The following is an 11,421-nucleotide window of genomic DNA, read 5'->3' as shown; positions in this document are numbered from 1 at the left end:
CACGTGAACTGCCGACACGTACCGGACGTCTCTTCCTTCGGAAAATCGTTCCAGACCAGTTTGTTGCCCCGATGACGGCAGATGTTGTGAAACGCGCGCACCTGACGCTCCCGGTCACGCACCACGATCACCGAGGTCCGCGCGGCATCGATCTCTTTCGTGAAATAGCTGCCCACCTTCGGAAGCTGTTCGACCCGGCCCACATTCAGCCAGGCACGCTTGAAGATCGCCTCCCGCTCCAACTCGAAAAACTCCGGAGACACCGAATCCTCGAACGAGATCGGTCCGGTGCCCAGGTCCGGGTAGTGCTGGGTCCAGCTACCCGCGGTGGGCTTGCGCCAGTCGGTCATCGTGGTACTCCACTTCTGTGGTGAGGGACGGGTCAGATGACGGTGCCGCCGTTGACGCCGACCACCTGCCCGGTGATGTAGCGGGCGTCCTCGGAGCACAGGAACGCGCAGGCGGCGGCGATGTCGTCACCGGTGCCGAGGAAACCGACCGGGATCGCGTTCGCCATGGTCGTGTTGTCCGGCAGATGTCCGGCCGCCTGCGAGCCGCGCGACATCGGAGTGTCGATACCCGACGGCGGGATCGTGTTCACCGTGATGCCGCGGGAGGCGTACTCGCGTGCGAGCCCCTTGGTCATCGCGATCACCGCGCCTTTGGAGGCGGTGTAGTGCACCATTCCCGGCGAGCCACGCTGCGCGCTCGACGAGGAGATGGTCACGATCCGGCCCCACTGCCGGGCCAGCATGTCCGGCACGACGGCCTGCACGCACTGGAACGTGCCGGTCAAGTTGACCTCCACGACGCGATTCCATGATTCCAGGGAGATGTCGGTGAACGGCTCGAACGCGACAAGCCCGGCGCTGGTGACGAGGATGTCCACCGGACCGTAGGCCGCGCGGGTCGTGGCCAGCGCACTGTCGACGGCCGCGCGGTCGGTGACGTCGACCGCGAAACCCGCTGCGTCGCCGCCGCCTTCGCGGATCTCGGCAGCGGCCCGCTCGGCGCCGTCGCCGTCGAGATCCAGGATTGCCACCCGGTCGCCCCGTGCGGCGAGGCGCCGGCAGATGGCCAGACCCATACCGGAGGCTCCGCCGGTGACCACGGCGGTCCGCCCGGCCGATCGCTCGGAGGTGTGCGGCAGTGACATCGGTGGCGCTCCTAGTCGTAGTCGACCCGCAGCAGCGGGCCGGTCGGGACGGCCTGGCAGGTGAGCACCCAGCCGTCGGCGATTTCCTCCGCGGTGAGCACCTCGTTGTTGCGCATCACCGCGCTGCCTTCGATCACGCGTGCGATGCAGGTCGCGCAGCTGCCCGTCTCGCAGGAGGACGGCGGGCGAAGGCCAAGGGCCCGCGCCACTTGCAGGACGGTGGTGCCGCCGCGGTGTTCGCCGGTGGCGGTCCGGCGTCCGCAGCGGATGGTGACCTGCGCGGGCCGGCCGGTGGCCAGCTCCTCGGCAGCATCCGCTGCGCCGGTGGTGAAGCGTTCGACACGCACGCGCTCGTCCGGAACACCGCCCACCGACAGGCCCGCGCGCACGACGTTCATGAAGGGCGCCGGGCCACACAGGAAGTGCTCGTGATCGCCGGTGCCAGGGAATATTTCGCTGATCCGTTCGGCGGTCAGCAGACCGGATTCGGCGTCGATGTGGTGCACGACGGTCAGCCGATCGGGGTAACGCGCAGCGAGCTCGGCCAGGCCGGCTCCGAAGATGATCGAGTCGCGGTCGCGGTTGGCATAGCACAGGCGCACCCGGCGCGTGGTGGTGGCCAGCGCCGTCTTCACGATCGAGAACACCGGAGTGACACCGCTTCCCGCCGCGAAGGCGACGATGTCGCGCTCGGAGTCGGGCAGGACGAACACGCCCATCGGGACCGTGACTTCCACGGTGTCGCCGGGACGCACCTGTTCGGTGAGCCAGGTCGACACCAGCCCCTGCGGTATGCGCTTGACGGTGATCTGCGGGTGCGGATCGGTCACCGGTGAGGAGGACATCGAGTAGGACCGGTGATGGACCTCCGCACCGATCCGCACCCGCAGCGTGAGGAACTGCCCCGCCCGATACGTGTACTCGGCCGCGAGGCGCGGTGGGATGTCGAGGACGAACGAGCGGGCATCGGCGGTCTCGGCGCGCACCTCGGCCACGCGCACCGCGTGCGTCCGGGTGCCACGCCGGAGCGTGGCTTCCTCCGCTGGAATCGGCACCGCGCTCTCCAATCGGTCCGCCGGGAAACCCGGCCCGAAAAATTTGATCGACTGGTTAATTTGATCGACTGGTTAAGGTTATAGGGCTGGTCGGAGCACAATGTCAAGGCTTGACAGAGTGGGAAGCGTGTCCTTCGACCGTGGGCGCGCGACCGCGAGCCCGTAGACGGCCATAGCCGCCCTATGATCGAGCGGCGGCGCGAGCCGAGCGGCGGACCTGGCACTCACACGTGGTGCCGGGCAGCGAAAGCGGAGGCAGGAGGCGGGCGATGAAGGTGGAACGGGCGAGCAGGGCCCACAGTGCGGCCACCCGCGTCGCACTGCTGGACGCGGCCGAGCAGATCATGCTCGAAGAGGGCTACGCCGCCGTCAGCTCACGGCGCCTCGCCGCCAGGGCAGGGGTCAACCCCGGGCTGGTGTACTACTACTACGACACCATGGACAACCTGTTCGTCGAACTCTTCCGCCGCGGCGCCGAACGCAGCTACCAGCGCCAGCGCGAGGCCCTCGAAGCCGCCCAGCCGCTGTGGGCACTGTGGGAGGCCATTCACGACCAGTCGCAAACCGCGCTCACCATGGAATTCGTGTCCATGGCCAACCACCGCAAGACGATCAGGGCCGAGATCGCCCAGTCCTCACGACGATTCCGGCTCCTGCAACTCGAGGCCGTCGGGAATATCCTGCGCGGTTACCCGGCCGTCGCGGCCATGTGGACACCGACCACCGTCGTCATGCTGATGTCCAGCATCTCGCGTTTCCTGCGCATGGAGGAGTCCTTCGACATCGATACCGGCCACACCGAGACGATCGCTTTGATCGAAGACTTCCTGCGCAGCGTGGAAGGTGAACGCAGCCCCGGAAGGGTCCGCGCCGCGGGGCGCGGCCGATCCTGACCTTGTTCACGGTCCGCGAACACACCTATGCTGTGCGGGTGCATAGCATTACGACCGTTCGCTTCCGCCCGTAAGGGCCGACGATATGACGGACTCCGAGCCGCGGTTGCCACCGCTGCCGATCGACCAGTGGGACGAGCAGGCGCGTGCGATGCTGCGCGGACGGCTGGCCATGGCCGACCGTTACCTGTCCGGCGAACCCGACGCCCCTCCCCTGCCCAACGTGCTGGGACTGCTCGGACACCATCCCGAGCTCGCCGCCGCGTGGCTCACCTACAACAGCATGCTCCTGGAGCGCGCGACCCTGGACCCACGGTGCCGTGAACTGGTCATCCTGCGCGTGGCTTGGCGCAGCGGCTCGCGCTACGAATGGGAACAGCACGTGCGCATCGGCCTGCGAGCGGGCTTGTCCCCCGCGCAGATCGCCGCGGTCCGTCGAGACTCGAGCGCTGATCTCTGGACGCGGCTGGAGCGGCTGCTACTGACCGCCGCCGACCAGTTGATGGACCGGCACCGCATCGACGGTGACACCTGGACCGAGCTCGGCGCGCACCTCGATACCCGGCAGCTCATGGAACTCATGTTCGTCACCGGCTCCTATCTTTGCCTGGCCATGGTCTTCAACAGCGCCGATCTGCAGCCGGATCCGGGCGCCGAATCGTTGCCCGCCGAACTCGAATTCGCCCCTCGCGACGACTGACACTCGCGCGTCGCGGCCCGCCGGCACCGGGGGGATCGTCAGCAGGCGGGTGATGGGGAGGCGGCGAGCAGGGCGAGGTCGATCGTCTCGGCCATCGCCCGATAGCCCGCGAGGCTGGGGTGCAGGCGATCCGGGCTCGAATAGACTTCTCGCAGCACGGACGGGTCGGCAGGATCGCGCAGGGCGGCGTCGAAGTCGATGATGCCGTCGGCGAGGTTCTGGGTGCGTATCCAGGCGTTGATTTGCTGCCGGTCGGTCTCGCTGCGGGGCGCCAGGAGTTCGCCGTCGACGAGGGCGTCGGAGGCGGGAAGCAGTGTTGCCAGCCAGATCTTCTTGCCGTGCCGGTGCGCTGCGGTGATGAGTTTGTCGTATCCCGCGATCATCGATGCGGCATCGGCGGGCGGCGGAAGTCCGAGATCGTTGATGCCCTCCTGCACCAGAACTCCACCGACACCGGCTTGGCCGAGTGCGTCAAGTTCGCTGTGCACCGGCTGACCAGCGACAATCGCGCAGCGGCCGGCATAGCCGGAAGCGCGATGCCCCAGCACGATACGCCCACCTGGAGCGTGAGCCCTACCCTCGCGGCACCTTTCCAGCCGGTGGCCGATGAAATGCAGCAAGGGCAGCGGACGCGCCACGAATGAAAAGGCTTTCGCTGCAAGCCCCGAGCGAGTTGCGGGCGTGAAAGCTATCAGGAGCCAACGGTGATGGCGAGCAGTACGCTCGCAATCTGTCATCGGGGGATCGGTACCGGGGCGTGGGGACCGCCGTAGGGAGTGGGGATGGACAGTGGTCCGACCGGAGTGGGATCGGCGGTCTGGAAGGGATCGTTGTGCGGGGGGCGTGGCACCGGATCGTCGGGTGGTCGTGGAGCGTTGCGGGCGCCGCGAGGCATGAGTGTGGTGTCGGGGTCGGTGCAGTCCACGTGGAGGTAGGGCTCGGCGTAGTCGGGCACGGAACCGGGGCGTCGCGGCACGTTGTAGTCGCAGGCGTAGCGGGGGTAGATGCTCGCCAAGGCCCAGACACCGCCGTCGTGAAACGCCGAGGTCACGGCATCGAGTGCCGATCCGGCACGCTGCTGAGGAAAGAAGAACTCGTTGAAGGCGGGGATTCTGGAGTAGGAGACCTGGGAGACGGTGACGAGGTTGCCCAGCAACTGGACCATGGTCGGTGCGTTCTCGACAATCATCGTGTCGAGGGTGGTGAGCATCGGCGGAGTCTGTGTGACGAGTTGTTCGAAGCCGCCGGTCATCGAAGATATGCCGCTGAGTGTGGCCGCCAGGTTTGCCGAGGTGGACTGCAGTGCGTTCTGGCCGTCGCGCAAGGCCGCGAAGACGACTCTGCTGTTGCGGAGCAGGTCAACCGTGTACGGCAGTGCCGTGTCCAGCGTCGAGATGAGGAACGTACCGCCGTCGATGATCGTCGCCAGTTTGTCGGGGCCCGCCTGGCTGACACCCAGTTCCCGGGAGATGGCCGCGAGCCGGGCGGGATCGATTTGGGCGAGTGTGCCGCTGAGGCTTTCGAGCATGTCCGACAGCGGCACGGGGGTGGAAGTGCGGTCGGCGGTGATCAGTGCACCGTCCGCGAGGTAGGGGCCGTCATTGCCGGCGGGAAGGAAATCCAGATACTGCTCGCCGGCCGCGGAGAGCGCGGCGGCGCGGACCTGTCCGGATGCGGGGATCCGGACATGCTCATCGATGGCGGCCACGGCGATCACCTTGTCGCCGGCGACGTCGACCGCGTCGAGACGCCCAACGCGGACTCCGCGCAGTGTGACTTCCTGTCCGGGAAGCAGCCCGCCGGATCGATCCAATTCGACGCGGACCCGATACGGATGGTTGAACGGATCGATTCCGAGTATTCCGACCAGCAGATAACCACTGGCACCGCCGAATATGGCGAGCAGACCGAGCAGTGAGGCCGCCACCCGATACCGGTGTGCGCGGCGGACGATGCCGATGAGCAGGCGGGCGGGTGCTTCCCACTTGCTCTGCCCGGATGTACTGGTCATCGTGGCGGGCCTTCCAGACGGTTGCCCAGTCGATCGAGCATGTGCTGCAGCGAGCCGACGAAGGCGGTCCAGTCCGTCACGTCGGGAAGCCTGCCACCGGGTGTGCCGGGGAATCCGGGGACGGCGCCGACGGCGACTTGGACGAGGTCGACGTCGACGTGGCCGTTGGGACCACTGATCATTTTGAGGACGATGCCCACCATGTTGTTCAGCTCGTCGAGGTCGGCGTCGGGATTGACAGCCGCGGCGTTGAGGCCCGCGGCCAGTTGGTTGACGTTGGCGATCATGCTCGTGTTGTTGGTGCCCTGGATGCTGGGGAACCGCGCGAGGTGCGCGGTGATCGTGTGGATGAGGTCCACGAGTGTGACCAACGAGTCGGTGTTGTCGGCGAGCACCTGCATGGCTGGTCCCGCCGCGGCGACTGTGTCGGTGAGGGTGGCCTGCTGGGTGGCGACGGTCGCGCTGAGGTCGGCTGTGGAGCGCAAGAGTTCATCGATCTGTTCGGATCGGGCCGAGAGCGTGCCCAGCAGGGTCCGGGTCTCGTCGAGCAGCGCGGCGAGTCGCTCACCGCGCCCCCCGACGTGCTCGCCGAGTGCGGCAATCACCCTGGTGAGATAGTCGATGGTGCCACCGCTCACCAGAAGCGATGCGCGAGTGAGCATTTCCTCGATCGTTGTGGCAGCCGAGGTCGACTCCAGCGGAATCGCGCTGCCGTCGCCGAGCATTGCGGTGCCGGGCTCCCGGACCCGCGGTGGTTTCATCGCGACGAAGACATCGCCCATGGGCGTGGCCGATCTCAGCTCTGCGGACGTGCCGAGGGGCAGACGTACGGTGGAGATGATGCGCAGGGTGACCACGGCGGTGTAGTCGCGGGCGGACATGGAGTCGACCTGTCCGATGTCGGCGCCGTTGAGCTTTACCTTCGCCTTGGCGGGCAGGTTGAGGGCGTTGGAGAAGGTCACGGTGAGGGTGTAGGTGTCACCACCGAGTCCTGGCGCGGGGAGCGGTAGCCGGTCCAGCCCGGCGGCGCATCCGGTGGCGGACAGTGCGAGCGCGGTGGCGGCGGCGAGGTGGAACATGCGACTCGATCGTGTCATCGGCTGTGCTTTTCCGCGATGCCCGCCAGGATGGCGGTGATACCGAAATCCGGTCCCATGTCCCGCATGGTCCCGGTGGCGCAGCCGAGATTGTGCAGCCGCAGCAGATTGCAGATCTCCTTGACCATCTGGCCGTCGAGCAAGAGTCTGTTGATGTCGATCGTGGCGCGTAGCGCGCCGACGTTCTGGTCGATGGCGTGGTAGGCGTTGTCGGTGACCAAGGGGAACACGTCCAGGAATTCGGCGATGTTGTAGTCGTAGGCGGCCAGGGAGGCCGACACGGTGTTCGCGTCGGTCGCCAGCTCGGAAATGGTGCCCCGGTGGCGTCGGAGTAGATCGGTGACCTGCACGATGATCCTGTTCAGCGCGGCACCGGTGGCGCCTGCGCCCAGCTGTTGCTCGGCCAGGAAATCACTGAGTTGCGCTACCGCCGTGCCGAATTCACGAAGCGTTCGATCGTTGCGCGCGGCGGCCGCGGTCAGTGAGTCGAGGTTGGTGACGACGGTGGTGATCGCGTCGCGGGTCGCGGCCCCGTGGTCCTCGCCCAATTGCAGCGCGCGGGAAAGTTCACCGAGCGCGGCCCGCATGTCACCGCCGTTGCCGCTGGTCGCCGCATCACCCAGTTTCATCAGGTCGGCGATCGGGCCTGAGCCGTTGCCGTCACCGCCGAGCGAAGTGGACAGCTTCTGCGCCATCGACAGCAGGGCGTCGAACTCGACCGGAGTCTTCGTGCGGGTCATGTCGAGCACCGCGCCCGCACGCAGTGTGGGTCCACCTCGGTAGACCGGTGTGAGTTCGATGTGGCGGTCGGTGAGTATCGAGTCGGAGATCGTGACCGCTTGGACATCGGCTGGAAGCTGGGTTCCGCTGTCGATGCTCATCTCGACTTCGACGTCGGTGCCGCGCGCGTCGATGCGCACGATCCGGCCGACGCGCATTCCGAGTACGGATACCGCGTTGCCCTCGTAGAGACCGTTGGCATTGGCGAATCGGGCTGTGATGGTAGTGGTGTCGGCGCCGGGTCCGGACGAGCATCCGGCCAGGCAAGCGGCGGTCAGCGTGACCACGGCCAATTTGAGGGTGGACAGCGTGACGCTCATTGGCAGTCCTGGAGGTAGGGGGCTCGGCCGGCCGTGACAGCGGTGGCGCTCAACGCGCACATCCAGGAGTCGATGAAAGCGCCGTCGGGTGCGTTGGCGCTCAGTTCCGCTCCCGTACCGGTGGCGTTGGCGAACAGCCGCCACGGGACCGGAAGGATCTGCAGGATATTGCGTAGCAGGTCGTCGTGGCCGGCGATCATCGCGGCCATGTCGTGCAGGTCGGTCAGCAGTTGCTCGATCTCGGCGTGCTCGCCCACGACGATCGGTTCCAGTTGCCGGACCAGTGTGGTGGTCGCATCGAGCAGTCGGCGCAGCGCGTCCTGGCGGGCGATGATCTGCTGTAGGACGCTGCGGCCTTGGCCGATCACTGCCGCGAGATCGTCCTGCTGAGTACGGATGACGGTGCTGACCTGGCCGGCACTGGTGATCAGGGCGCCGATCTGGTCGCGGCGTTGCGCGATGACGGTCGAGAGTGCTCGGACGTCGCGCAGTATGCCGGGGATCAAGGATGGCACGCCTTCGAGCCCGCGAGACAGCGACGTCATCGACTGGGCGATCCGGTCGGCGTCGAGTTGGCCGAATGTGGTGGTGGCGTCCTGCAGGGCGGTCTCGAGATCGTAGGGGACGGTGGTGCGGGACAACGGGATCAGATTGTCGCGAAGTTCGCCGGTGCCGGTGGAGCGCAATTCGACATAACGCGATCCGAGCAGGGTGGTCAGTTTGATCGCGGCTTCGCTGTCCGCGCCCAGTGTGACGTCATCGCTATCGATCGTCATGGTCACCTCGACATGGTCACCGGCCAGTCGCGTGCCGGTTACCGTGCCGACGGGGATACCGGCCCAGGTCACCGCGTCTCCCGCGCCGAGCCCGGCGGCTTGCGCGAAGTCGGCTCGGTATGTGCGTGAGCCGAGGTGCAGCGAGTCGAGTACGACCATCGCGACCAGCACCAGCACCACCGCGGCGACGGCGATGAGCCCGGTGCGCAGCGACTTGTCCGCGTACGACGGGCCGGCGCCCGCTGTGCGCGGCCGCGGTACCAGGCGGGTGAGGGCGTGCAGTTGCTTCATCACGGTTCTACCTGCAGATCGCGGAGTTCTGGGGACGGCCTGTGGGAGAAGCGGCTCCCAGGATCTGCGAGATCACTGGATCGACTCCCGGAACGATGCTGAATCCGATATCGCAGACATAGGCGTTGACGAAGGAGCCACTGTCGGTGGCTCGGACCATGGATTTGAGCAGCAGCGGAAGATTGAAGCCGAGATAGGCGAAACGCTCCCGGCCGGCGACGAAATGCCGTGCGAATCCGGGTTCCCGGCCGACGAACTCGTTCAGCGACGGCGTGGCGCCGTCGATGACGGCCGCGGCCTCGGACACGACGGTGGCGATCCGGCCGGTCTGGTCCATCAGTGTGTCACGGCGGGCCTGGAGTGCGTCGAATATCCTGCGGGTCTGGGCGATCGTTGTCCGCATCCCAGCGCTTTGGCCGGCTAGCCCGGTCATGACAGCCGAGAGGTTGTCGATGAGTGCTCCGAGGATCTGGTCGGGCCCGGCGAAGGCCTGCGCCAGTGTCGCGGTCTCGGTGATCAGGGCGGCGATGGCGCCGTCGTCGCCCTGGAGTGCTCGGATCAACGCGGAGGTCAGATTGTCGACGTCCTGAGGGGCGAGAGTGCTGAACAATGGCTGGAAACCGTTGAGCAGCCTGGACAGATCGAAGGAGGGCTCGGTGTGTTCGAGCGGGATCTGCGCTCCGGGTGCGAGGGGGGCCGCGTCGCCGAAGTCGGACATGCTCAGTCCGAGGTAGCGTTGCCCGATCAGATTCTGGTAGGTCACCGAGGCGAGGGTGTTGCCGTAGACGGGTTGATCCCGGCGCAGCCGGAAGGTGACCTTGGCGTGCGGTCCGTGGATGTCGATGGCATCGACGCGGCCGACCTGCACCCCGGCGACCCGGACGTCATCACCGACACGCAGTCCGGAGACATCGGTGAACACCGCGGAATAGGAGTGCGTGTCGCCGGTGACGTCGCGTTGCAGCGTCACGCGGACCATCCACGTCAAGAGCGCGGCGACGAGCAGGAACACGGTAAGTCCGGCGAGGTCGCGTCTACGTTTCACCGCGGTCCCCCTGATGCCGGTGATGTGGGAGCGCTCGCCGTGGGATCGACCGCGGGCGGTGTGTCGGGCTCGGCGAGCGGCTGCTGTGTCAGGCCGAACAACTCTGCGAGGCCGATGGATTCGGGTGGCAGACCGAGGCGCTCGGCGACACGTTGTCGTTGCTCCGGTGTGTTCAGCGGCGGGTCGGTCGAGCCGATGACGGGAGGCCCGCCAGCAGGTCCGTTTTCGCAACTTGCCCCGGCCAGTTCGCCGTAGCGGGGGCAGTCGGTCCGGGTGTACTGCTTGTGCGGGGTGAGCTCGATGATGACTTTGGCGGTGCCGCTCTGGCTGTCGGCTTGCCAGAAGTCGCGTGCGAATACTTGAGCGATCCGGGTTTGTGAGGTCGTCATCTGGACAAAGTTGCCGCTGCCTGCGGCGAGGATCTGGAGGACCGGCCCCATTCTGCTGTTGAGGTCGATGATGGTGTCGGTCCGATTGGTCATCGCTGTGCCGACCCGTTCGGTGGTCGCGATGCTGCCGGTCAGCAATTGCGTCAACCGGAGTCGCTGCTCGGCCACGCTACGCATGGGCCCGACCGCGTCGTGCAGGGCGGCGAGCAGGTCGGGTGCTGACTGCTGTAACCCGTGCACTGCCTCTGCGAGCCCCGTGAGGAGAGAGAGTTCGTCACCGGAAGTTGCCTCTGCGTTGTAGGCGCGCACCACTCGCTCGAGCTGGGCAGCGGCTGCCAGCGCGTCCTCCCCCCGGCCGCGGGTCGCTTGCTCGACGGTTTCGAAGATCCCGACGGTGGAGTCGGAGCCGGGGCGCCCTACCGCGGCGACGATGCGGCTCAACGCTGTCAGCGAGGTCTGTAGCTGGACGCCGGCGCGGCTGTGATCCTCCGGGATGGACGCGCCGGCCGTCACGGCGGTACCAAGACCGTTATCAATGAGCTGGATCGACGGCACAGCGAAGACGTTGCTCGGGACGACCCGCGCGGTCACGGTCGCAGGAATCCCCGCGGCGTGCTCGGGCACCAGGTCGATGCGTACCTTGTTGGGTTGCCCATCGGCTGCGGGAACCACCTCCTGCACGCTGCCCACCAGCACGCCGCGGTATTTGACGTCGGACCGCTTCGGCAGCCCGTCGCCGACGTCGACCAGCAGCGCGGTGACCTCGACGGTGGGCGTGAACGCACCTTCGGACCGGGCGATCATCGCCGCGGCGGCGGCGGTGACAACGGCCAGGACGGCCACGCCGCGCACGAACAAGCCCGCATTGGTCAGATGCCTGTCATCGGATTCGAACACTATCGACATCG

At 66.9% G+C, this 11,421-nt stretch carries 12 protein-coding genes; 2 read left to right on the top strand and 10 right to left on the bottom strand.

Annotated elements, in window-relative coordinates; genetic code table 11:
* From ACFU5M_RS08635 to ACFU5M_RS08625, 3 genes are all read right to left on the bottom strand, one after another.
* A partial coding sequence (locus tag ACFU5M_RS08635) for a Rieske 2Fe-2S domain-containing protein (RefSeq protein ID WP_379045987.1) occupies positions 1-350 on the bottom strand: 350 nt, incomplete at its 3' end.
* A gap of 32 nt (positions 351-382) precedes the next feature.
* Entirely contained in the window at positions 383-1,156 is a 774-nt protein-coding gene (locus ACFU5M_RS08630) for an SDR family NAD(P)-dependent oxidoreductase (RefSeq protein WP_379045984.1), read from the bottom strand.
* Positions 1,157-1,167: 11 nt separating this feature from the next.
* Complete coding sequence (locus tag ACFU5M_RS08625; RefSeq protein ID WP_379045981.1) at positions 1,168-2,211, bottom strand: 2Fe-2S iron-sulfur cluster-binding protein; 1,044 nt, start codon at positions 2,209-2,211, stop codon at positions 1,168-1,170.
* 269 nt (positions 2,212-2,480) lie between these two features.
* Here ACFU5M_RS08625 and ACFU5M_RS08620 point away from each other — a divergent pair, with 269 nt between their 5' ends.
* Both ACFU5M_RS08620 and ACFU5M_RS08615 read left to right on the top strand, forming a co-directional pair.
* Positions 2,481-3,104 (top strand): TetR/AcrR family transcriptional regulator, encoded by a 624-nt coding sequence (locus ACFU5M_RS08620; RefSeq protein WP_181720298.1) that lies wholly within the window; start codon positions 2,481-2,483, stop codon positions 3,102-3,104.
* Positions 3,105-3,189: 85 nt separating this feature from the next.
* A complete protein-coding gene (locus ACFU5M_RS08615) occupies positions 3,190-3,804 on the top strand; it encodes a carboxymuconolactone decarboxylase family protein (RefSeq protein ID WP_379045977.1) in 615 nt (204 codons plus the stop codon).
* Between the two features lie 38 nt (positions 3,805-3,842).
* Here the strand turns inward: ACFU5M_RS08615 and ACFU5M_RS08610 are convergent, their stop codons facing one another.
* The 7 genes from ACFU5M_RS08610 to ACFU5M_RS08580 all read right to left on the bottom strand — a co-directional run bounded on the left by ACFU5M_RS08610 (position 3,843) and on the right by ACFU5M_RS08580 (position 11,419).
* Positions 3,843-4,352, bottom strand: coding sequence for a GDSL-type esterase/lipase family protein (locus ACFU5M_RS08610; protein WP_379045974.1), 510 nt, complete (start codon positions 4,350-4,352; stop codon positions 3,843-3,845).
* Positions 4,353-4,537: 185 nt separating this feature from the next.
* Complete coding sequence (locus tag ACFU5M_RS08605) at positions 4,538-5,815, bottom strand: MlaD family protein (protein ID WP_379045971.1); 1,278 nt, start codon at positions 5,813-5,815, stop codon at positions 4,538-4,540.
* Positions 5,812-6,912: an MlaD family protein gene (locus ACFU5M_RS08600; RefSeq protein ID WP_379045968.1), complete on the bottom strand. Its 1,101-nt coding sequence runs from the start codon at positions 6,910-6,912 to the stop codon at positions 5,812-5,814. Before ACFU5M_RS08600 ends, ACFU5M_RS08605 begins: the two co-directional genes overlap by 4 nt.
* Positions 6,909-8,012 (bottom strand): MCE family protein, encoded by a 1,104-nt coding sequence (locus ACFU5M_RS08595; RefSeq protein WP_379045965.1) that lies wholly within the window; start codon positions 8,010-8,012, stop codon positions 6,909-6,911. The genes ACFU5M_RS08600 and ACFU5M_RS08595 overlap by 4 nt, the downstream gene beginning before the upstream one ends.
* Positions 8,009-9,079, bottom strand: coding sequence for an MCE family protein (locus tag ACFU5M_RS08590; protein WP_379045962.1), 1,071 nt, complete (start codon positions 9,077-9,079; stop codon positions 8,009-8,011). The genes ACFU5M_RS08595 and ACFU5M_RS08590 overlap by 4 nt, the downstream gene beginning before the upstream one ends.
* Positions 9,080-9,086: 7 nt before the next feature.
* Complete coding sequence (locus ACFU5M_RS08585; RefSeq protein WP_379045959.1) at positions 9,087-10,124, bottom strand: MCE family protein; 1,038 nt, start codon at positions 10,122-10,124, stop codon at positions 9,087-9,089.
* On the bottom strand, positions 10,121-11,419 hold the full coding sequence (locus ACFU5M_RS08580) for an MlaD family protein (protein ID WP_379045956.1): 1,299 nt from the start codon (positions 11,417-11,419) through the stop codon (positions 10,121-10,123). Before ACFU5M_RS08580 ends, ACFU5M_RS08585 begins: the two co-directional genes overlap by 4 nt.
* Positions 11,420-11,421 lie beyond the last annotated feature (2 nt).

This window comes from Nocardia sp. NPDC057455 (assembly GCF_042802775.1).
Taxonomy (GTDB): domain Bacteria; phylum Actinomycetota; class Actinomycetes; order Mycobacteriales; family Mycobacteriaceae; genus Nocardia.
Note: the sequence above shows the minus strand (reverse complement) of the source record. Positions and strands in the feature narration are given on the sequence as shown.

Excerpts from the sequence above, each read along its gene's own strand:
- ACFU5M_RS08630 (WP_379045984.1), bottom strand. The coding sequence starts at position 1,156 with ATGTCACTGCCGCACACCTCCGAGCGATCGGCCGGGCGGACCGCCGTG.
- ACFU5M_RS08620 (WP_181720298.1), top strand. The coding sequence starts at position 2,481 with ATGAAGGTGGAACGGGCGAGCAGGGCCCACAGTGCGGCCACCCGCGTC.
- ACFU5M_RS08615 (WP_379045977.1), top strand. The coding sequence starts at position 3,190 with ATGACGGACTCCGAGCCGCGGTTGCCACCGCTGCCGATCGACCAGTGG.
- ACFU5M_RS08605 (WP_379045971.1), bottom strand. The coding sequence starts at position 5,815 with ATGACCAGTACATCCGGGCAGAGCAAGTGGGAAGCACCCGCCCGCCTG.
- ACFU5M_RS08600 (WP_379045968.1), bottom strand. The coding sequence starts at position 6,912 with ATGACACGATCGAGTCGCATGTTCCACCTCGCCGCCGCCACCGCGCTC.
- ACFU5M_RS08595 (WP_379045965.1), bottom strand. The coding sequence starts at position 8,012 with ATGAGCGTCACGCTGTCCACCCTCAAATTGGCCGTGGTCACGCTGACC.
- ACFU5M_RS08590 (WP_379045962.1), bottom strand. The coding sequence starts at position 9,079 with ATGAAGCAACTGCACGCCCTCACCCGCCTGGTACCGCGGCCGCGCACA.
- ACFU5M_RS08580 (WP_379045956.1), bottom strand. The coding sequence starts at position 11,419 with ATGTCGATAGTGTTCGAATCCGATGACAGGCATCTGACCAATGCGGGC.